This window comes from Alkalinema pantanalense CENA528, from assembly GCF_050753345.1.
Lineage (GTDB): Bacteria > Cyanobacteriota > Cyanobacteriia > Leptolyngbyales > Leptolyngbyaceae > Alkalinema > Alkalinema pantanalense.
On sequence record NZ_JBLZFX010000099.1, the window covers coordinates 1 to 22346 of the forward strand.

Annotated in this window: 18 protein-coding genes and 1 other RNA gene; 9 read left to right on the forward strand and 10 right to left on the reverse strand. The window is 51.5% G+C overall.

All coding sequences use genetic code 11. From position 1 onward, the window contains the following. Positions 1-214: 214 nt before the first annotated feature. The 6 genes from ACN4EG_RS22740 to ACN4EG_RS22765 form a co-directional block, all read right to left on the reverse strand. Positions 215-1846, reverse strand: coding sequence for a phosphoenolpyruvate carboxykinase (locus ACN4EG_RS22740; RefSeq protein ID WP_431632506.1), 1632 nt, complete (start codon positions 1844-1846; stop codon positions 215-217). A 116-nt stretch (positions 1847-1962) separates the two neighbouring features. Beyond that, positions 1963-3909, reverse strand: coding sequence for an excinuclease ABC subunit UvrC (gene uvrC, locus ACN4EG_RS22745; protein ID WP_431632507.1), 1947 nt, complete (start codon positions 3907-3909; stop codon positions 1963-1965). A gap of 32 nt (positions 3910-3941) precedes the next feature. Then, positions 3942-4319, reverse strand: coding sequence for a (2Fe-2S) ferredoxin domain-containing protein (locus ACN4EG_RS22750; RefSeq protein ID WP_431632509.1), 378 nt, complete (start codon positions 4317-4319; stop codon positions 3942-3944). A 119-nt stretch (positions 4320-4438) separates the two neighbouring features. Continuing rightward, entirely contained in the window at positions 4439-5260 is an 822-nt protein-coding gene (locus tag ACN4EG_RS22755) for a hypothetical protein (protein ID WP_431632510.1), read from the reverse strand. A gap of 183 nt (positions 5261-5443) precedes the next feature. Continuing rightward, positions 5444-5653, reverse strand: a complete 210-nt coding sequence (locus ACN4EG_RS22760; protein ID WP_431632511.1) for a hypothetical protein — start codon at positions 5651-5653, stop codon at positions 5444-5446. 96 nt (positions 5654-5749) lie between these two features. Further along, the gene (locus ACN4EG_RS22765) at positions 5750-6346 is read right to left on the reverse strand and encodes a DUF2087 domain-containing protein (protein ID WP_431632513.1); all 597 of its coding nucleotides are present in this window, start codon (positions 6344-6346) and stop codon (positions 5750-5752) included. Positions 6347-6512: 166 nt separating this feature from the next. Between ACN4EG_RS22765 and ACN4EG_RS22770 the strand changes: the two genes are divergently transcribed. From ACN4EG_RS22770 to ACN4EG_RS22785, 4 genes are all read left to right on the forward strand, one after another. Next, positions 6513-7082 (forward strand): pentapeptide repeat-containing protein, encoded by a 570-nt coding sequence (locus ACN4EG_RS22770; protein WP_431632515.1) that lies wholly within the window; start codon positions 6513-6515, stop codon positions 7080-7082. Between the two features lie 269 nt (positions 7083-7351). Continuing rightward, positions 7352-8527, forward strand: a complete 1176-nt coding sequence (locus ACN4EG_RS22775; RefSeq protein ID WP_431632517.1) for a 5-(carboxyamino)imidazole ribonucleotide synthase — start codon at positions 7352-7354, stop codon at positions 8525-8527. A 111-nt stretch (positions 8528-8638) separates the two neighbouring features. Continuing rightward, a non-coding RNA gene (gene ssrS / locus ACN4EG_RS22780) (6S RNA) lies at positions 8639-8824 on the forward strand. 348 nt (positions 8825-9172) lie between these two features. After that, positions 9173-10366 carry a M16 family metallopeptidase gene (locus tag ACN4EG_RS22785; protein ID WP_431632519.1) on the forward strand — a complete coding sequence of 398 codons (1194 nt, stop codon included), beginning with the start codon at positions 9173-9175 and terminating at the stop codon, positions 10364-10366. Positions 10367-10463: 97 nt separating this feature from the next. Here the strand turns inward: ACN4EG_RS22785 and ACN4EG_RS22790 are convergent, their stop codons facing one another. Then, complete coding sequence (locus ACN4EG_RS22790) at positions 10464-12068, reverse strand: NAD(P)H-quinone oxidoreductase subunit N (RefSeq protein ID WP_431632521.1); 1605 nt, start codon at positions 12066-12068, stop codon at positions 10464-10466. Between the two features lie 559 nt (positions 12069-12627). Here ACN4EG_RS22790 and topA point away from each other — a divergent pair. The 5 genes from topA (at position 12628) to ACN4EG_RS22815 (ending at position 20383) form a co-directional block, all read left to right on the forward strand. After that, positions 12628-15339: a type I DNA topoisomerase gene (gene topA / locus ACN4EG_RS22795; RefSeq protein WP_431632522.1), complete on the forward strand. Its 2712-nt coding sequence runs from the start codon at positions 12628-12630 to the stop codon at positions 15337-15339. A gap of 249 nt (positions 15340-15588) precedes the next feature. After that, positions 15589-16626, forward strand: coding sequence for an AAA family ATPase (locus ACN4EG_RS22800; protein ID WP_431632524.1), 1038 nt, complete (start codon positions 15589-15591; stop codon positions 16624-16626). After that, positions 16610-19066, forward strand: a complete 2457-nt coding sequence (locus ACN4EG_RS22805; protein ID WP_431632525.1) for a S8 family peptidase — start codon at positions 16610-16612, stop codon at positions 19064-19066. The genes ACN4EG_RS22800 and ACN4EG_RS22805 overlap by 17 nt, the downstream gene beginning before the upstream one ends. A gap of 44 nt (positions 19067-19110) precedes the next feature. Then, the gene (locus tag ACN4EG_RS22810; protein ID WP_431632527.1) at positions 19111-19347 is read left to right on the forward strand and encodes a pentapeptide repeat-containing protein; all 237 of its coding nucleotides are present in this window, start codon (positions 19111-19113) and stop codon (positions 19345-19347) included. Continuing rightward, positions 19262-20383: a RuBisCO accumulation factor 1 gene (locus tag ACN4EG_RS22815; RefSeq protein WP_431632529.1), complete on the forward strand. Its 1122-nt coding sequence runs from the start codon at positions 19262-19264 to the stop codon at positions 20381-20383. The genes ACN4EG_RS22810 and ACN4EG_RS22815 overlap by 86 nt, the downstream gene beginning before the upstream one ends. Positions 20384-20639: 256 nt before the next feature. Here ACN4EG_RS22815 and ACN4EG_RS22820 read toward each other — a convergent pair whose 3' ends face one another. The 3 genes from ACN4EG_RS22820 to ACN4EG_RS22830 form a co-directional block, all read right to left on the reverse strand. Further along, positions 20640-20912 (reverse strand): Uma2 family endonuclease, encoded by a 273-nt coding sequence (locus ACN4EG_RS22820; RefSeq protein ID WP_431632531.1) that lies wholly within the window; start codon positions 20910-20912, stop codon positions 20640-20642. A gap of 272 nt (positions 20913-21184) precedes the next feature. Beyond that, entirely contained in the window at positions 21185-21325 is a 141-nt protein-coding gene (locus ACN4EG_RS22825; protein WP_431632533.1) for a hypothetical protein, read from the reverse strand. Positions 21326-21515: 190 nt separating this feature from the next. Next, on the reverse strand, positions 21516-22346 hold an 831-nt coding region (locus tag ACN4EG_RS22830; RefSeq protein WP_431632534.1), incomplete at its 5' end, for a SpoIID/LytB domain-containing protein.

Genomic DNA, 22346 nt, shown 5'->3' on the forward strand with positions numbered 1-22346 from the left:
TACCCGGAGTTGCGTCAACAACGAAGGGTAGTGCTCTAAATTGTTGGGAACCCAGCGACCCCATGCTTCATGCCGACCCGTCAAAGAAGGATGTCCATGGCGATCGCTCTAGGAAACCACACTACGAACAAAGTAACTGTCTGTCAATCCGTATTGCAAAAAAGCAACTGAGTATCAATCAGCACCCGTACTTTGTCCCTAGCGACGCTCAAAATTACCGCAGAGAAACTAACTCCGGTTGAAGTGTCAGAGACGGCGCACCCTTAAGCACCTCAGGACTCACCACCGCCTCAAACTGCCGGAAATTATCGACAAACCGTTGCGCCAACTTCAACGCCTGCAAATCATAATTTGCCGCATCACTCCAAGTCAGACGCGGATTCAATAGCTTAGAATCCACGCCTGGACAGGCGATCGGAATCCGAAAGCCAAATACCGGATCAACCATTGTTTTCACCTGATCCAACGCCCCACTCAACGCCGCAGACAACATCGCCCGCGTCTGCTGAATCGGCATGCGATCGCCCTCGCCATAGCTGCCCCCCGTCCAACCCGTATTTACCAGCCAAACCCGCGCCCGGTGCCGCAGAATTTTTTGCCCCAGCAAATCCGCATAGACATGGGGATGCAACGCCATAAACGGCGCACCAAAACAAGCACTAAAAACCACCTCCGGCTCATGGCCCAAGCCCTTTTCCGTACCCGCCACTTTGGACGTGTAGCCGCTAAGGAAATGGTACATCGCCTGTTCCGGCGTCAGTTGCGCGATCGGCGGCAAAATGCCCAACGCATCCGCCGTCAGAAACACAATATTCTGGGGATGGCCCGTGGTTCCGGCAGGATCAATATTTTCAATGAATGAGATCGGATAGGCTCCCCGTGTGTTTTCCGTTAACGTACCGTCGTCCAAATCCAACTGTCGGGTCAGTGGATCGATCGCCACATTTTCTAAAATCGTGCCAAACTGTTGCGTGGTTTGATAGATATCTGGCTCCGCCTCCGCTGACAAGCGAATCAACTTGGCATAGCAGCCGCCTTCAAAGTTGAAAATGCCCCGATCGCTCCAGCCATGCTCATCATCCCCAATCAACGTGCGTTGGGGATCGGCAGATAATGTAGTTTTACCCGTTCCCGATAGGCCAAAAAATAGCGCAACCCGACCGTCCGATCCCACATTTGCAGCACAGTGCATCGGCAAAACGTGGTGATGGGGCAACAGATAATTCAACGTTGTGAAGATTGCTTTCTTCATTTCCCCTGCATAGCTAGTGCCACCGATTAATACTAACTTCCGTTCAAAATCCAACACAATAAAGACATCGGAATTGGTGCCATCAATTTCAGGTGTGGCATGGAAATTTGGCAATGCAATCACCGTGAAATCTGGAACAAAATTTAAAATTTCCTCATGACTGGGGGAAATAAACAAGTTATGCACAAACAGACTATGCCAAGCCATTTCCGTAACAAACCGTACGCCAATGCGATAGGCCGGGTCAGCCCCCGCAAAGCGATCCTGGACAAACAAATCCCGCCCTTGCAAATAGGCCAACATCCGCGCATGGAGCGACTCAAAGCGATGCTCACTCAGGGGATGGTTAATTTTGCCCCACCAGACCTCATCCACCGTGCTGGCTTCCCGAACAATGAACTTATCATTGGGCGATCGACCGGTATGGTGTCCCGTCCGTACAACAAAAGGCCCCGATGCTGCGAGCACACCTTCCCGGCGTCGAATGGCTTCTTCGTAGAGGGCAGGTACCGAAAGATTCCAATACACCATGCCGGGCTGCAAAATGCCATGGTGCTCCAATCCATAGTGGATGTGCTCCTTTGCCATATTCATAATCAAAATCCTCAACGGTAATGTAGGGGGATTACCGGGTGTTGCAACCATTCATCCTTGACGCTACGGAAGAAACTTGAGAATCTTGTGAGGAAATATTCGCAAATGTCAGGGTTTCAGGAGATGGCTTCTTCTTCCTGGGTGGGGTGGAAATATTCATAGATTTGTTCCGCCATTTTGGGGCCAATTCCCGGTACGGCTGCTAACTGCTCTACTGTTGCCTCACGGATGTAATCGATCGATCGAAAAGTGGCGAGGAGTTGTTTTTGGCGATAATGCCCTAATCCTGGCACTTCATCCAAGCGCGATCGCTGCATGCGTTTACTGCGTTGTTGGCGATGGAACGTCACGGCAAAGCGGTGGGCTTCATCCCGCAAGCGTCGCAGCAGTTGCACCCCCGGTTGTTCCGCCTCAGTGACTAACGGGAGCGATTCCCCCGGTAGAAAAATCTCTTCTCGCTGCTTAGCCAAACTGACCACGCGAATTTCTTCCAGCAAGTTCATCTCCCGCAACGCATTCACCACCGCCGACAGTTGGCCTTTGCCGCCGTCGATCATCACTAAGTCGGGAAAATCGGAAAAGGATGTGGATTGCCGCGTTAAGACCGAGGATTCATTCCAACGGCGGATCTGTTCTCCCCTTGCTTTGGCGTTGGCATACTTGCGGAACCGTCGCGTGATCACCTCAGCCATACTGGCGAAGTCGTCGGAGTGACCGGGACGCACATCGGGATTTTTAATCTTAAAGTGACGGTAATGTTGTTTGGCGGGCAATCCGTCGACGAATACCACTTGGGACGCTACCGCATCGGAACCCTGAATGTGGGAAATATCATAGCCTTCAATCCGTCTGGGCCATTCCGGTAAATCCAAAATTTCCGCTAAGTCCTGCATGGCTTGATTATTACGATCGACCACCCGTTGGGTTCTAGCCAGTTCATAGGCGGCGTTACGTTCCACCATTTCCAGCAATTCCGCTTTGGATTGCCGCTGGGGATGGACGATCGAAACCTTACGGCCCTTAGCTTGGCTCAGGTAAGCCGCCAGCATGTCACCCTCGGGCAATTCGTGCTGCACCAAAATTTCCGCCGGAATTTCCACGGGATCGACGGTTTGAAAATGTTCCTCCAAGACCCGCTGCAAAATTGCCCCCGGTTCCCCCGACTGGGCGTCGGCCACAAACCCCAGCCGCCCCACCAACCGCCCCGCCCGAATTTGGAACAATTGCACACAGGCATGGTGATCATCAGCCACCAGCGCGATCGCATCGCGGGAAACGGTGTCGTCGGAGAGGGCAACCTTTTGCTCGACGCCCAGTTCGCGCAATCCTTGGATTTGATCCCGCAGGCGCGCCGCATGTTCAAAGTTGAGATCTTCTGCGGCTTTTTCCATGTGCTCGGTCAGGGTGTCCACCAGTTCCCCCGTGCGTCCCTGGAAAATCATGGCGACCTTTTGCAGGGTTTTGCGATAGTCGTCCGCCTGGATTAAGCCTTGGCAAACGCCGGGACAGCGACCAATGTCGTAGTTCAAGCAGGGGCGATCTTTAAACAGCGGTTGGGGCCGTTGCCGTAGGGGAAAAATGCGCTTGACCAGGGCCAAGGTACTGCGCAGTAAATGGGTGTCCACATAGGGGCCATAGTAGCGATCGCGGGAGTTGCCCATCTGTCGCCGCCGGGTGATGAAAATGCGGGGATAGTCCTCTGACCAAGTGATACAGAGGTAGGGATATTTCTTATCGTCCTTCAGCAACACGTTGTAGTGGGGTTGGTGTTGCCGAATCAGGTTCGCTTCCAAGGCCAGGGCTTCGGCTTCCGTATCGGTGACGATGAATTCAATTTCCGTTACCAGCCGCATCATGGTTGGGATGCGCGATCGCGTATCCTGACCGTTGAAATATTGCCGTAGTCGCGATCGTAGTTTTTTAGATTTACCGATGTAGAGAATGTTGTCGGAGGCATCCCGCATGTAATACACCCCCGGTTCCATTGGAATTTCCTTTAACCGTACTTCCAACTGTTCTGGGTCTTGGATTAAGGGGAGGATGTTCCAGGAAGTCGTCACCATGGTGGGGCAATCAGGGGGCTAATCGGGAAGGGTTAACGGGGACAGGTGGGATGAAATTTCGGGTAGAGCATGGCTTTGATCGGGTGGCCCTGGTGCAGGTGCCGCTCGACGATCGCGGGAACTTCTGCGGGACTCACTCGACAATACCAAGTTTTTTCGGGTAAAACCACCACCATTGGCCCATTGCCGCATTGCCCCAGGCAGGAGCCGGGGACGATCGGGACGGGACAGTGGGGCTGGGCTTGGAAGGCGGCTAGTACTTGGGCAGCCCCGAGTTTACGGCAGGATTTTCCTTGGCAAACGTGAACCCAACGGGTGGACTCGGTGGGGAGGGTGATGGGACGATGGTCTGCGATCGACCGGAGGTCATCGGGGATAGGGGGCAAGTCGGCGCGATCGGGAGTCATCATGGTGGGAAAAATACCTCATCGCTCCACTGACTATCCTATCAAAACAACCAGGGAGTTGGAGCGCCCGCCCGTCTGAGTTGCAACTGCTGTCGCAACTACTGTCGCAACTACTGTCGCAACTACCGTGGGGAATTTCTGAGGTCTTGGGTCAAGTGCCAGCAGCCTTTGCGATGCTCAAACACATAGGCTCCTGATGCTCCAGCAGCTTCGATCCATTGATTCGTTTGCGAACTTGCATAGGTCACTTCACGGTAATCGACGCGAAATCTGTTTTTACTGACCTCGTGGAACTCGAGCATTGCATACCGTTGTGCCCTCAGTCGTGTTTTGAAAGAAGTGCCTTGCAGTGTGCTCAGGTCTAATCTGACACGATCGGCGGGAGGTGTTTTGCGTTCTGGAAGATCGAAGGCTTGATTGCGGTTATCAACAGAGATCCAGTTGCGATCGCTGGCTAGGCGAAATGCCCTGTAATCCTCCTTGTGCAGGGTTGCGAGGAGGGTGTGGGGTGGCTGGGCATGGCGGATCTCTACGGTGGGCCAGGTGTAATGGTTGCGGGTTTCGATCGTGCGATCGTCGTATCCCCGCACAAAGTGAACAAAGAAATCTCGATAGGCTGTCTGGGCGCAATAGGCGGGTGGTTTTGCAGCAGGGTCAGGGGTTTTAATCGACACCCATCCTTTTTCAGTGCAAATCACATTTTCATAGCCTTCTAGGCGAGCTTCCGAGGGCGGAATGTCGGAGCGACACCAGTATTGGTCGTTGTAGAAAAAAATGCCGTCGTCAATCGGTTCTAACCCTGAGATGGGTTGCGAGCGGGTTTCATCCATTGCCCCATCGACAGAGAAGCGATCGCCATACACTTCAATCATCGGCGTAGAAAGGCCGCTCCAGTAGGTGCCTTCTTGGATTTTTCCGGATGCCAAAGCGGATGTGGGATGCATCGTTATTGTGCTTCCTACCATTGCCAGCATCAATCCAGTCCCAATTAGTTTTGCCATTGTTGAAGGTGATTTGTGAGGTTGCTCTAATTTGATCTTAAAGTTCACAGCCAGCGAAGTTATGCATATATTGCTTTCCAAAAGCCCGATTTTTCAGAAAAACCGAGCTTTTACGCGAGATCGCCCTTACTCCGTAGCTCGATCTCGTTCTATCATGCTGACGTATTGCCAGTCGGAACTGGGAACGGGCATGGGGGGACTCCAGCGAATACGATCGAAGAAACGCAAGGTATGTAGCTGGTTAATTGCTGACTGTACTTCTTTGTGAGTGCCGAATAAATAAAAACGAAACGGTCTACGTTCCGCATCGCTGACGCGATCGGAACCAAGGAACATAGAATTTCTCCTAGATGTTGGGGTGGGAGGAAATCCCAAAATTGAATTAATCAAATAGGGGATTGTTGTAGATTGCAATTACAAGTTGATTTGGTATTAATTAAAATTACCGGATTCTTCTCGCCATTCTGTGGCTGGAAGCCGTCGGTAGTTCCCATCCTTGCGGCTCATAAGTTGATAGCCAATTAATTCTCGACGCAAGGTCGCGCAGTCTTCATGGTGCTGCTTCAGTAGAGTATTGATTTCTTTTTCGGAATAATCCCGATCGGGGGCAATTTTTTCGACCAACCATTTCAGCACAACAAATCGTTTTTTGCGGGCTGCTGGAATCGTACGAATGCGATCGTTTTCGACAAAGGCTTTCAAGACCGTGGTTTCCCAAGCTTCTGGTTGCACCGATTGCGCTAGGGTCTGCAATTGTTCAGAGGAGAGGAGGTCGCGGCTCAGAAACTGAAGTTGCTCAGCGTTAAGCCGATAGAGATGGGTATTTCCTTCGGGGTTGAGGAGCACTAGGTTGAGAGCCTTGAGCTTAGCCAAGTGGTGGGACACCGTCGGGGCTTTTAAATTCAGGAGCGCCGCCATCTCTTCCACGCTGCATTCCCGCTGAGCCAGGATACCGAGGAGTTTCAGTCGGTTTTCGTCGCTGAGGGCTTTGAAGAAGTTAAGGAGGGTTTGAAGATTTTCAGGGGCCATAGGGCAGTACCAGGAGTAAAGATAATTAGATGCTCATCTAATTAGAATTCTATCTAATTAGTTTGAGGCTGTCCACTCGAGGGGTTTGCAGCCGTGCCCCACGGCTTTAGCAGCAGTGCTTTGCAGTTTTAAGTCACAATGAAAAGGCTGAGTGAGAGGCTGCTGCATGGCGATCGAGAGTCTGCGTCGGAGTTGGAGCAATCCGTTCGGGACGGCCATCGGGCATGGATTGCGGAGATTTTGGGGCTGGGGGATTTGCTTGCTCGTGCTTCTGGCGGGATTTGGGTTAAACGGATCTCCCGCCCAAGGATTGGACTATCCGCCGCCCCTGTCCTATAGCAATGCTGATTTAAAAGGCCAAGATTTTTCGGGTCAGGTGTTGCGGACGGCGGAATTTTCCAATGCCAATCTAGAAGATGTCAATTTCAGTCAGGCGGATCTGCGGGGGGTTGTGCTGAGTGCATCGGTGTTGACGGGCACTAACCTCCACGCAGCTAACTTAGCCAATGCCCTGATGGATCAGGTGAAGTTTAAGCAAACGGACTTGAGTGATGCCATCCTAACAGAGGCGATTTTGCTGCACTCGACCTTTGAGGCGATCGACATTACAGGGGCCGATTTCACCGATGCCATTTTGGATGGCGCTCAGATCAAAACACTGTGCAAAATTGCAACGGGCATCAACTCAGCGACGGGTGTAGAAACGCGGGACTCCCTAGGATGTTTTGGAGAATGAATGCGGAAATTCCCCTCATGCTAAGGAATCGTTTCCGATAGACTTTTCAGATAAACTTTGTTAGTGAGCTAGTCACCCAACTTCTAGTGATCTGTGTCACTGGCGGCTGAATCTCCTCCGATCGTCCCAGGTTCCTGGATCAACAGGGTTTCCATGGATTTCTATCTCTGTCTGGGGGTGGGTCTTTCCGCAGGCCCCCTCTGTCCTGAGCAATTGCTCGATCGTCGCTTCCCATCTACCCCAAGCTTTCTGCACATATTCTCAGTTCTATGGTGAATTCCAATCCTGTTAAACAAACTATCCCGACTCAAGTGCAACGGGTTGGAATCATTGGTGGAGGGCAATTGGCCTGGATGATGGCAGAGGCCGCGAAAAAATTGGGCGTTGATCTGATCGTACAGACGCCCCACGCCACCGATCCCGCCGTGACGATCGCCCGAGAATCCATCTTTGCCCCCGTCGCCGATGCGGAGGCCACAGCGGAACTGGCTCAACGCTGCGATGTAATTACCTTTGAAAATGAATTTGTCGATCTGCCCAAATTGAATCGACTGGCGCAAGAGGGGGTTATTTTTCGGCCCGCCTTGAACTGTCTCACGCCGCTGCTGGACAAGTATCACCAGCGCTGCTTTCTACGCCATCGGGATCTGCCAACACCGGACTTTTCGCTGCTGCCCACTTCGCCCTATCCGCTGATTCCCAATCGTTTGCCCTGTGTGCTAAAAACTCGGCGTCTGGGGTATGACGGCTACGGGACTTTCATTGTTAAGACCGAGGAGCAATTTGAAGATCTGATCTACAACATTCCGGTCGATGCCTTGATGTTAGAGGAATTTGTGCCCTTTACCCGTGAGTTGGCGGTGATGGCAGCCCGATCGCTCACCGGGGAAGTGGTGATTTATCCGATCGTGGAAACCCAGCAGGAGAATCAAGTCTGTCGGCGGGTGTTTGTCCCAACGGATCTGTTGCCACGGGTAGAACAGCAAGTCTACGCGATCGCCCAAACGATTGTGGAAAGTTTGCAATATGTGGGGATCTTGGGGATCGAGTTATTTCTCACGGAGGACGATCGGGTGTTGGTGAATGAGATCGCGCCCCGTACCCACAATTCCGGCCACTACAGCCTAGATGCCTGCGAGGTTTCCCAGTTTGAACAGCAGTTACGTGCGGTCTGTGGCTTGCCTTTGGGCAGTCCGGCCTTGAACTGTGCGGGAGCGGTGATGGTGAATCTCCTCGGCTTTGAAAGTTCTAGTAGTGACTATGCCGAGCAACGGCAGCAACTAGCGGCCATTCCCAACGCCCATGTCCATTGGTACGGCAAAACGGAATCGCGCCCCGGTCGTAAATTAGGGCACGTCACTGTGCAATTGTTAGAGCCCGAAGACATGGCTGCGCTATCGATCGCAGTCGCCCAGGAAATTGAGCGTATCTGGTATCCTGCCTAGGGCTGGGTCGCCTGTGCCCTAACCGCTGGAACCCTTAGCGAATCTACATCCCAGCCTCTCCCACCCAGCATCCCTAGCCAATCCCGACCTCCACCGTTTACAATATTGGAAGGTTCACGGCTACGTTGGTGACTGCCAATAATGTTTTTTGATCTATGTCTTTTCTTATAAGGGAACCTCATAGATCTCGCGGCAGTAGACTGAGCTTGTACTCAGAAACTTTATGCGGGATATAACGGTACCCACCTGGTTTAAGCCAGGTCTAAAACTGAGGTAAGACGGCGCAGCGGTGAACCCACTTAAAGAATTTAGAACTTAAAAAATTTAGAACTTAAAAAATTTAGAATTTGTATGCAAGACGCTGACGTCAGGTCAGCCTTCAGGTCTCAACTGGATTCAGTTGAGTTTTTTAGTTTTTAGGGAACGCCTCAGGCAAACACTCTGCCCCCATCCCCCTTTTCCCAAACGTGAAAATGATTCCAAGAAAGATGGTCGCTCTCAACAGGTTACGGTAAGGTTAAAAGTAACTCAACTTCTTCTGCGGGAAAGATTGCTCCATTGAACCTTTTGTCATTACCGATCGCTGTTCCTAGCGCTGTTTCTCGGGTTTGTCTGGACAACGGTTTGACACTAATTCACCACCAAATGACAGCGACCGATGCGATCGCGGTGGATGTCTGGGTAAAGGCCGGTGCGATGTTGGAACCCGATGACGCTTCGGGCATGGCGCACTTTTTGGAACACATGATTTTCAAGGGCAGCGATCGGCTCCTGCCTGGAGAGTTTGACGCCATTATTGAGAACCACGGCGGCACCACCAACGCAGCCACGGGACAGGATTATGCCCACTTTTTCCTAGTTTGTGGGATTCACGCCTTGGGTGAAACCCTGCCCTGCTTAGCGGAACTGCTGTTGAATGCGGCGATCCCCGATGGGGAATTTGAGCGGGAACGGGAGGTCGTGTTTGAAGAAATGCGCCAAGCCTACGACAATCCGGACTGGCTGGGCTTCCAAGCACTGTTAGAAACGGTGTATCAGCGCCATGCCTATGGCCGATCGATTTTGGGAACGACCGAAACTTTGATGCGGATGACCCCGGAGCGGCTGCGGCAGTTCCACAGATCGCGCTACCAACCGGAACATATGACGGTGGTGATCACGGGCAATCTCAGCCAAGCTGAAGCGATTCAGGCCGTTAGCCAAGCCTTCCACACCTTCCCAACGCCCACACCCTTTGAGTCTTACCAGACCGAGGCCGAACCGCCGATCGTCGGAATTCGCCGTCAGGTGTTGCAACTGCCCCAGGCGGAACAGGCCCGATTAATGCTGGCTTGGATTGCACCCGGATCCCAATCGAAGCGCGATCGCTGGTCGGTGAAAGGCTTAGATTTACTCTCTGTGCTGCTGACCGAGGGACGCACTTCGCGACTAGTGCGGGAACTGCGGGAAGAACGCAATCTTGTGTTGGATGTCAGCGCTGCCGTTTCCATGCAACAGGATTCCAGCATTTTTACCATTACCGCTTGGCTCGATCCCGATGATCTAGATCGGGTAGAGGCCATCATCGGCGATCGGCTCTCGGAGCTGACCCATGCGCCAATTACGCCCACGGAACTGAACCGAGCCAAACGGCTCATTTGCAACGACCATGCCTTTTCCACGGAGTCGCCCAGCCAAATTGCCAATCTCTACGGCTATAACCACACCTTAGCGGAACTGGAAGCGGCGCTGACCTATCCCGACGATATCCGATCGTTCGTGTCCGGTGACCTGTGTAACATTGCCAGCCAGTTCCTTTCGCCCTACCACTATGCAGCGGTGATTGTGCAGCCGGAGTAACCCCAAAAGAATTCCTGCCTATTAAAATCCCCGATCGCTTTAAATAAAGCGATCGGGGATCAGATCGAGATGCCGCTGCTAATCGCAGCCACCGCGTTTACTTCACAGCAGGTGCGACGGTGCTGACGATCGGTGCCTTCGGGGTCGCCGAGGCATCCACGGGAGATTCCGCAACGGTCTTGGCTTTGATCGCAGCTTGTAACATCGGCGTCTTAGCCACCGCAGCATCGGAGAAGGCAAACAGCGGATTGGACAGAATCCCCGCGATCGACGTAGCGACTAGGGAAATAATCAGCCCCACTTGCAGTGGACGCATACCGGGTAGATCCCAAGTCACCGGCGGGTAATTCTTCACCACTTCTGACATTTCCTGGGGTTCCTTCACCACCATCATCTTGACCACACGGATGTAGTAGTAGATTGAGATGACGCTTGTGACCAAGCCCAGCAGCACCAAGCCATAGGCTCCTGCCTGCCAACCAGCCCAGAACAGGTACAACTTCCCAAAGAAGCCCACCAGCGGGGGAATCCCCCCCAAGGACAACAGACAAATCGACAGCGCCAAGGTGAGTAGTGGATCCTTCTGGTACAGACCGGAGTATTCACTAATCTGATCCGTCCCAGTGCGCAACGAGAATAGAATCACGCAGCTAAAGGCTCCCAGGTTCATGAACAGGTAGGCCAGCAAGTAGAAAATCATGCTGGAGTAGCCTGCGCTGGTGCCAATCACCAGCCCAATCATGATGAAGCCTGCTTGCCCGATCGATGAATAGGCCAGGAGACGCTTCATGCTGGTTTGGGCCAGGGCCACCACGTTGCCCAGCACCATACTCAAGATCGCCAGGGCGGTCATGACGAAGCGCCATTGCTCGTCCACCAAGGGGAAGGCCGTCACTAACAAGCGGATTGCCAGGGCAAATCCGGCTGCTTTAGATCCGACGGACAGGAAGGCCACCACCGGCGTGGGTGATCCTTCGTACACATCCGGCGTCCACTGGTGGAATGGAACCGCCGCGATCTTGAAGGCAATGCCCGCGATCGCAAACACCAGCGCAATCACCAGACCGATCGACGATCCCAGATCCGCACTGGCAATATGAGCCGCAATTTCACCCAGCTTGGTTTGTCCACCGGACAGGCCATAGAGCAGCGAAGACCCATAGAGGAAAATCGCTGAACTGGAAGCCCCAATCAGCAAATACTTCAACGCCGCTTCGTTCGATCGGGGATCACGCTTGGTGTATCCCGTCAACAAGTAAGAGGCAATACTGAGGGTCTCTAGCGAGACAAAAATCATGACTAACTCATCCGCGCCCGAGAGAAACATTCCCCCCAGCGTCGCAGTGAGCAAGATGGTGACAAACTCTGACAACGCCGTTCCTGACTGCTCGACATAGCGCACAGACATGAGGATGGTCACCGCTGCGGAGAGGGCGACGATCCCCCGAAAGGCGACACTCAGCGCGTCCCCATTAAAGCCACCCAGGAAAGAAATCGGATTCGCGACATTCCACTGTGTGGTGTAGAGCGCAACCACTGCCGCAAGAAGACCCGCGATCGCAACGTAGGGCGTCCACTTCGCGGAGTTAGTCCGTCCCACAATCAGATCGCCAACAATGACAATCATCAACGTGGTGATGACGATGCCTTCTGGCAGGATGACGCCCGCATTCAATTGACTGGCAAGGCTTGCAAAATCCATAGAACCGTCTCTAGGCTGCGTTAATCATAGCGGGAGAAATCTTGATTCTCCTCCATTGGATTGTACCGTGCAATTTGATAGGAGATTTTGCCTATCCCAGCTTTTTCGGGGATGGAACGATTCAAGATAGCTAGGGATCAGTATAGAGATTCCACCGATCGGGCCGGGGTTATGGGGATGGATCGCAAGTTTTGCATTGGCCGGTTACCTCCTCAAGTTCAGCCCCTCAAGTTGCCTCCTCAAGTTCATAAGTGCCAGAGGACTGTTATATATAGATATCCAGATATAGATTTTTTAGATATTCACCATTCAAGTCTCTGCTACTAGCTACTGAAAAACCGTTTCCCACGGGAGTCTCTGGTTGTTTAGAAAGTTGGGAATTTGGGGAGCTAGTGGTGCTTCTGTCCAGCGATCGGGGCACCATTCTTACAAAAACCTTGTAGTCACGGCGAGAGTAACTCGTTATGGTTATAAGTTAAACAGACTGGGTTCGATCTCTATCTGGATCCAACACGATTTCACTCTAGTCCACCTACCGCTGCTGTTCAGTCGGATTCCCATGTCCACCCTTGTCATTGTCGAGTCCCCCACCAAAGCCAAAACCATTCGGAACTATTTGCCGAAGGGTTACCTCGTTGAAGCATCGATGGGGCACATTCGAGATTTGCCCCAGTCCACCAGCGATGTCCCGAAGGAGATCACCGATAAGCGGGTGCGGGAGTTGGGCGTCGATATCAATTCCGATTTTGAGCCAATCTACCTTATCCCCGATGACAAAAAAAAGGTGGTTAAGGGACTTAAGGATGCCCTGAAAGGGGTTGATGAACTGGTTCTGGCGACGGACGAAGACCGGGAAGGCGAAAGTATTTCCTGGCACCTGTTGCAAGTTCTGAAGCCCAAGGTGCCCGTCAAGCGCATGGTGTTCCACGAGATTACGCAAGAGGCGATCCAGGAAGCAATTCGCAACTGTCGCCAAGTGGACGAAAAATTGGTGCGGGCCCAGGAAACCCGGCGGATCCTCGATCGCTTAGTGGGGTATACCCTTTCGCCCTTGCTCTGGAAAAAGATTGCCTACGGCCTTTCGGCGGGGCGGGTGCAGTCCGTGGCCGTACGACTCCTGGTGCAGCGGGAACGGCAACGCCAAGCCTTTAAACAAGGTTCCTACTGGGATCTCAAGGCATTACTCGCGATCGCAGGCGATCAGGGTAAGGGTGGCAAGAGCAAAAAGGGCAATGGCGAATTTGAAGCCAAGCTGATTACCCTAGCTGGGAAAAAACTGGCGACGGGGGCAGATTTCGACGAGAACACGGGGAAAATTGCCAAGGGCAAAAACGTCGTTCTACTCAACGAAGAAGAGGCCCGCGCTCTGCAAGCCCGTCTGACGGATAAGCCTTGGACGGTCACTGATCTAGAAGAGCGGCCCGTTACCCGCAAGCCGTCCCCACCCTTTACTACTTCGACGCTGCAACAGGAGGCCAACCGTAAGTTGGGTCTGTCGGCGCGGGATGCCATGCGGACAGCGCAAAGCCTCTACGAAAACGGCTACATCACCTACATGCGGACGGACTCGGTGCACTTGTCCCAACAGGCCATTTCCGCCGCGCGCAGTTGCGTGGAATCCATGTACGGCCAGGACTACCTCAGTCCCCAGCCCCGCCAGTACACCACCAAGGCCAAGGGAGCTCAGGAAGCCCACGAAGCCATCCGTCCGGCGGGTAGCAGCTTCCGCACGCCCCAGGAGACGGGCCTGTCCGGTCGGGAGTTCCAACTCTATGACCTGATCTGGAAGCGGACGGTAGCCACCCAGATGGCGGAAGCGCGCCAAACCCAAATTTCCGTGACGATCCAGGTGGAAGACGCAGGCTTCCGGGCTTCGGGCAAACGCATTGACTTTCCCGGCTTTTTCCGGGCTTACGTGGAAGGGTCGGACGATCCCGATGCCGCGATCGACAACCAAGAGGTGATTTTGCCTGCCATGAAGGTGGGGGATCATCCCGATTGCCACGGCTTGGATGCGATCGGCCACGAAACCCAGCCGCCTGCCCGCTATACGGAAGCCTCCCTGGTCAAAATGCTGGAAAGTGAAGGCATTGGCCGACCCAGTACCTACGCCAGCATCATCGGTACGATTATCGATCGGGGCTATGTGCAGTCGGCGGGGAACTCCCTGGTACCGACCTTTACCGCCTTTGCCGTGACCTCTCTACTGGAAAACCATTTCCCTGATCTGGTCGATACCAGTTTTACGGCCAAAATGGAGCGCACCCTAGATGACATTTCCATGGGGGAAGTGGCCTGGTTGCCCTACCTGAAGAATTTCTATCTGGGCGAATCGGGACTGGATACCCAGGTGAAGGTGCGGGAGGGCGAAATTGATCCCGTATCGGCGAAAACCGTGGAGTTGGAAAACCTGGAAGCCAAAATTCGCATTGGCAAGTACGGGGCTTACCTGGAAGTCGATCGAGAGGGCGAGACGGTCAAGGCGAACATCCCCAAGGGCCTAACTCCAGCGGATTTGGATCCGGATCAGGTGGAAGTGCTACTACGGCAGAAGACCGAAGGTCCAGATAAGTTAGGGTTGCATCCAGAAACTGGAGAAGCGATTTTTGTGCTGATGGGCACCTATGGCCCCTACGTGCAGTTAGGGGAAGTGGCGGAAGGCAGCAAGGCCAAGCCGAAGCGATCGTCGTTGCCGAAGGGCGTCACGCCGGAAAATATCACCCTAGAGCAGGCCGTTGGGCTGCTGAGCCTACCCCGTACCCTGGGGATGCACCCTGACACCGGTTGTAAAGTGCAGGCGAGCTTGGGTCGCTTTGGCCCCTATGTCGTACATGACCAGGGCAAAGAGGGCAAAGATTACCGATCGCTCAAGGGGGCGGATGATCCGGTGACGATTACCTTGGATCGGGCGCTGGAACTGCTGGCCCAACCGAAGGCGGTGCGGGGCAAGCGGGCGACGGCGACGCCCCTGCGAGAGTTGGGCGGGCACCCGGACGATGGGGAACCGGTGAATCTCTACGATGGCCCCTATGGGGTTTACATCAAGCACGGTAAGGTGAATGCCTCGTTGCCGGAGGGGCAAACAGTGGAGTCGGTGACGATGGAAATGGCGGTGGAAGCGTTGGCGGCCAAAGCAAGCAGTAAGAAGAAGACGGGTAAGGCTTCGACGAAGACTGCGGCGAAGAAGACGACCACGAAGAAAGCCTCAACCACGGCTAAAAAAGCCACGACCAAAAAGACCACAAAGAAAACCAGTACTAAGGCGAGTTAAACTGCCTCAGTACTTACACTCTCATAGTCATTTGCTGATTTCTAGGCCATTGCACTATGTACTCTCCCATAAGTCAAAATTATGGATAAATGTGCTCATTCTAAAAACAGCTAAAGAAAAGCCTAACCAAGTTGGCAATTTAGTGCTAACTTGGTTAGGCTTTTCTAACCCCTGATTTCAGGATAGTATGATATCTACAGTACTGATGTCCTAATAGACACTGTATAGAGTTTAGTGCAGCTACAGAATATGGCGAGGGGAGAAATTATAAGAAAGCTTTTCCAAAGCTTCTCTCGCAATGAGAGAGAGGGGTTTTATGCTGCGGCTATGGAACTAATCCAAGAAGAGAAGAGTAAGAACCATAATTTGCTTGCCAGGGATTTAGAAAGAATCCTCCAAAATGGCCATTCTAAATCCGTGACTGTTAGTAATACCCTCTACAAAAATCACCCTGAAGTTCCAAAAGACAGGGAGACAGGTTTGTCACTGATTGATATCAGATCCTTTGATTTGACTTGGAATGATGTGGTCCTGAGTCAGGATAATTTGGACATTTTACAGCGTGTGACGCTGGAAAACCGAAAGCAAGAAGTTTTGGAAACTTATGGATTGCGCCCCAAATCAAAACTTTTATTTTGTGGGCCTCCAGGCTGTGGCAAGACATTGACTGCTAAAGTACTTGCTGGGGTTCTCGGAATACCGATGGTTTACGTCAACCTAACAGCTGTGTTTTCATCGTACTTAGGAGAGACTGCAACTAATCTAAAGAAAATTTTCGATTATGTTGAAAAAGGTGAATGGGTTGTTTTGTTTGATGAATTTGACGCGATCGCTAGAGATCGTAACACGCTTAATGAACATGGCGAAGTTAAACGACTTGTTAATAGTTTACTCCAACTCATTGACACCTCAAACAGTAACAGCTTATTCATTGCAGCAACGAATCATGAATCCTTACTAGATAATGCTGTTTGGAGAAGGTTTGACGAGGTTCTTTTCTTCGGGAAGCCCGATCTGGATCTTAGAACAGCACTTTTGAAACGCTATCTTTCCAGAATTCGACACTCTACTATTAATCTTGAAGATTTTTCTGCTGACTTACACACGGCAACGGGTGCAGATATTGAACGGATTTGTATTGATAGTATTAAAACTGTTATTCTTCGCGGTGATCGAGAGCTTACCTGTGTTGACTTAAAAACTGCTGTAGGGCGTTATTTAGAAAGAAACCGTATAATAGCGAATTCAGAAAAGGCTTCAGAGGTAGGACATGACGAGTCAGTTTGATCACCTAGAACTACCAAGAACTGATATTGAGTTGCCTCGCAGAAGTAAAACTCCAGGGTTTGGCGGTAAATCCCACAGGAGTGATCGCGGTAGTCATGGTCGGCAATTGCTAGATCAAATTTCGGATTTGACTCAACGCTCCCAGCAAAAGACTTCACCATTTCGTTTGAACCCAAAGCTTATCTTTAAGATTAAGCTTAGTTCAGATGGCACGCTGCAAGAAAGCACACTTTCACCACTCGGGTTAACTCTGCTAGCCCAAGAACCAAAGGCAAATAAAGCAATTGTTGTTTTCACTTCAGATGAAGAACTCACTCAATTCCGATCACGGTTAGAAGCCTATAGTGGCATCAGTGACTCTGAATATGAATACGGTCATTTGGATGCAATTGAAGCTTTAGTGCCGCTGGAGCCTTCAGATCGAATTGGACGCTTACTCGAACTGGAACCAATCCAGGCTAGTGAGCTTGCGGCACTAGACCTAGAGCTATGGCATACGGGCGATAGGGCTGAAATGAATAAGTACCTGGATGACTTGGATCAGGTTCTGAGAAGTTGGTTAGATGATTCTGCCATGAGGATCAGCGATCGCTACGTAGGAGAATACATCTGCATTGCCAGAATTAAGGTTGTACCTGAAGTTCTTAATCTTTTGTTAGAAGAGGAATTCGTCAAAGAGATTGACCGTAGACCCAAACCCAACTTTGAGACTCCTGCGGAGTACAACATTCCACTGTCTGACCTTCCAGAAGTGAATTCTCCTCCTGAGCAAAACTGTGGAATTCTAGTCGTTGATTCTGGGGTACGGCAAGGACATCCTCTGATTGCTCCTGCTCTAGGAGAAGCGGAGGTTTTCCCAGATTCAGCTAGAGAATTTATCAAAGGCGGTTCCGACGATGGAGATGAAAAAACAGGTGGTCACGGTACAGGGGTATCGGGAATTGCGATCTACGGAGATGTCAGTCAAAGCGTCAAAAATCGATTATTTCAACCAACAGCTTGGCTTTTCTCTGCCCGTGTTACTGATCATAACAATGAGTACGATCCAGACTCACTGCTAGAGAATCAATTGGATGATGCAATTCAATATTTCACACAAAATTATGGAAACTGCAAAGTTATCAATATTTCTCTAGGAGACTCTCGATTAGCCTTTCGAGATGGGCAAAAACAGTTTCGTCTTGCTGCAAAAATTGATGAAATTGCTTATCAACTTCAGCACAAGAACTTGGTATTCGTTATTTCCGCAGGTAATTTGCCTTATGAAGCAGGTTCAGGGGAACGCTTGCGAACTGACTATCCAAACTATTTGATCAATGAAGAAGCTCGAATTATTGAACCAGCTACTTCGGCAATTGCTCTTACAGTTGGTTCACTTTCTCTTGGATCTGGCAGTCTTCAATACCCTGAAGATGCTCAAAGAAACGTAATCGCACGGGTTCAGGGATACCCTTCGCCGTTTACCAGGTGTGGGTTTGGTGTCGATGGCATGATTAAGCCTGAGCTTGTAGATTTTGGTGGAGATTTGGTTGTTGATGGAAGCCGTGTAATCAGTAATGAACCAGGAGCTTCGATTCTGACACTTGCCAAAAATTATGCTGGTTCGATGTTTCGTGCCTATTGTGGGACTAGCTTTGCGGCTCCCCGCGTAGCTAATATGGCAGCTCAACTTTTCACTCAATTCCCAAATGCGACTTCGAACTTGATTAGAGCACTGATCATAAACTCGGCGACTTTACCCGCTGAAATTCCACTCGTCCTACAAGGAGATGATACAGCGCAGGCACGAGAAAGATTACGAATTTATGGATATGGTCAGCCTAATTTATTTCGTGCAAAGTACTCTGCTGAAAACTATGTAGTTCTTTTAGAAGATGATGCACAAATTCCTGTAGGAAGTTTCCAGATTTTTGAAATCCCCCCACTGCCGGAGGAGTACTTACGGACAGAAGGTACTCGAATATTATCTATCTCGCTTGCATTTGATCCGCCTACTCGACCAACACGGGGAGACTCCTATCTTGGAGTGACGATGGAATTTAACCTTTTCAAAAATCTTGATAAAGAAAGTATCATCGGTGCTTTTGTCAAGGCTAGTAAGGAAACCTCAACTGAAGAGCTTACAGAAATTTCCCTAGATCAACTAAAACAGCAACATCCAGGTAAAGGAATCACTGTGGATTTATCTCCAGGAAGCCGATTGAGGAATAAAGGGTGTCTTCAGCGAGGGCAAGTTAAAATCTCATCTAGAGCTAGAGGGTTTGATCAGCAACCGTTGTATCTTGTTCTTAGTTGTACTCGGAAATGGGCAAAGCAAGGGGAATTTGATATGCAAAGATATGCGCTAGTTGTATCAATCAATCACTCAAATCCTGAAGTAGATTTATATAACCAGCTTAAGCTCAAGACTCAAATTGCTCAAAGAATTCGTATTAGATAGGCTCTGCCTGGAGCCTATAGGGTGTAGGGCTTGAAGGGGCAGTATTGACGCCTAGGATTTACGATGCCTCAGCTTCCTCCCGCCCACCGTTCACTACGCCTAAGATTTACACCCAAGATTTACATCCAACTTCACCCACGATTTGCGATCGCGCTTACCCCATAGATCATGACTGGAGAAAATCTGTCAAACCCAATGTCCCCCGAACAAACTTCTCCCGAACAAACTTCTCCCGAACAAACTTCTCCCGAGCAAACGCCCCAAAATCAACCTCCCATTGATGCCGAAGCGTTGCTGACGGCGATGCGACGCAAGCAAGGCACTTGGGTGGAATGGGCGGAAGCTTGCCAAGCCTTGCAGAAAGCGGGACAGACCGATCAAGCAATCTTTGAAGCAACGGGATTTGAACCGATTCAGCAGAATCAAATTATCGTTGCGATGCAGGTTTACAAATCCATTGTGCAAGTGGGCATTAACGATGCCACGAAGACCCATTTCGGGCAGCGGGCCAGTGATGTGTTGTATGAGTTCCGCATTCTGGCTCCCAGCGATCGGGCGGCGGCGGCGGAATTTGCCTGCGATCGTAAAATCGACATGGATGAAGCGCGGGAAATTGCCAAGGCAATGAAGGACTTTACGCGCCTGAGTCAGCCGCCTGCGGAATTTACCAGCCATCCCGGCGATATCATGGCCTATTTTGCTTGGCGGGCGGCAAAGCAGAAAACGGATTTGCAAGCCCGATCGCTGTTAATTGCCAAGGGGTTGAAATATGCCCACAGTGCAACGGCACGGCGGCAGGTGGAAGGGTTGCTGACGGATTTTTCGGCCAGCCCTGCTAAGGCGGCTCCCCGCTTGCCTGTCTATCGTTTGGAAACGGATGAGGAATTGCCCAGTGTGTTGCCAGTGGTGGGTGAAATGCCGTTGACGTTGGCGGATCTGCAAGCGGTGCCGCTCTATGAAACAGAGGAACCCTTTGGCATTGTTAAGTTTTCTGGGGCGGGAGCCTATGTGCCAGTGCCCGGTTGGCAGGTGATTCGCACGGCGTCCGATCCTTTGGTGCTGTTGGCCATGAGTGATCAGTTACCGACGCAATTACCAGGGAAGGCGGAGCAGGTTTTGGTTGTCGTCGACCGGGCGCAGCGATCGTGGGATGGGGATAGTTATTTCGTGGTGGCGAATGATGATAATCAGTTGGAGATCCAGTGGTTTGAGGAGGCTCCGGCGGGTTCGTTGCTGGGTCGGGTGATTCTGGTGATGCGTCCGAAGAAGATTTTGGATGAGAGCTATACGCAGGAATTGTGGCAGTTTGAGGAGTAGGAGGGTGAAAGGGTAGGAGAGTGGGAGGGTTGGGGAGTGATGGTTGCGATCGCTCCTTGGCTCAACGTCAGTTGGATGAATTCGTGGTGTACCTCGATCGTCGGGGCTGCTGCGCAGCGAAGATCGGGGAACTTCTCCCCGCGCCCCTGCAATGTCAGGGGACTCTACTCCCCCGACACCCCCCGAAAGTAAATTCTCCGTCCCAGTACAGGGGATTTGTGAGGGACAATTGTGCTTGTCGAACTCAGGTTTATCATTACAGAAATAACCGATCAACTGCGCAGGTAAATCCGGGTAACAGTGGTGAGGTTGGTACGTCTGTTACCAATAAGGTAGACAAGAGTTTAAGAGTGGTGGGTTGGCGGCGATAGATTTCGACTTGCTGGAGCCGCCAATCTAAAATCCAATATTCCTGGACTCCGCGCTCGGTATACAGTTTGAGTTTCGTTTCCCGATCGTGGCGTTCTTTTTGTGTTCCGGCGGAGAGCACCTCGACGATTAATTCTGGCGCGATCGTTAAAATGGCCATTTTCGTCTAATCAATACTCCGGACACTTTTTGGAACGGAAGCTGAAACCTGCATTCCACCGTTGGCATTCGACCTCACTGAGGATGCTGAAACCCGCATTCTACCGTTGTCGATTTAAAACTGTCCGGACTATTGGTCTAATGCAACGTCCAATTGAGATTTGCTGATCCAAACAACGTCAGGAATAACGTTATCTGTATCACTAAAAATAATGCCTGGAGTGGAAACCGTTTTACCTAAGTTAGTCGCGATCGACCAGTTGCGAAGTTCGGCTACGGTGTTAACAATGGCATTCTGATGACCCCAATTACAAGCAGTTCTCCATCAACAATTTCATAGCGATCGCTGCTCTCAGGTAAGCGTTCTAAATCTGCCGTTGTCCAGAGGAGCAGATCGGTCGTTGGCTGCGTCACAATCATCTCCGGTGAGGGAGCTTTGGTTTAATCATAGCCTGCTGCATCAATTGGTTTTAGAGGAATGGGACACGAAGTTAGGGACTTGCTAAGAAATAACATCCCTAATTCAGTCACCCCTCTACCCCTCTACCCCTCTACCCCTCTACCCCTCTACCCTTTACCTGAGATTTTATTTATACGCAGTTCCCTAATAGTCCTTGGTGATTTTTGCGACTTTGGTGCCGGGGTAGTAGGAACCGAGGATTTGCACGTATTTGTAGCCCTGTTCAGCTAGGTTGAGTGCGCCGAGTTGGCTCATGCCTTTGCCAGCGAAGGCTTCGGCTACGATGTCGTCGGAGGCTGCATAGAGCGACTCCACGATGCCGCCTTTGTAGCTGACGTATTCTCCAGAAGTCATGTCTACGGCTTGGTTGGTGCGATCGTCTTCTTTTTCGATGCCGCTGTAGACCTGGAAGTATTCGTCGTTGCCCAGGTGGTAGAGGGGATGGGCGGGTTTGAAATAGTAGGTCATGGCGTAGGAGCGGGCGGCGACGGCTTGGGCTTTGAGGGCTTCGGGACTCCAACTGGGGGAGACTTCGCTGGCAACCACGCTGTAGAGATATTGGCGCATGTTGACGTAGTTAATGGCTTGGAGTTGGCCTTGGTGCACGGCGAGGAGGAGTTTGCCGCGATAGGCGCGATTGTTGACGTAGAGCAGGCCGCCGGGTTCTGGGGTGATGAAGGCTCCGAGGGGGAGTTTGGAACTGCCGAGGGTGATGCCTTGGCCGTCGAATTGGGCGGTGTAGACTTCGCCTGCGGTCATGGTTGCGAGTTTTTCGCCTTTGTCGTTACTGACAATGCCATTGGTGGAGCTAGCAATCACGATCGCGTTGCCTTTAGCGATGCCAACGTGCATTTCAATATAGGCGTCTACGGGGGCGTTGGTGGCTTCGAACATCGCCTTGGCGCGGCGGTTCATTTCCTTTTGTTCGGGGGTGAGTTTGGAGAGATCAACGGGAGTGGGGCTGGGGGAGGCGGT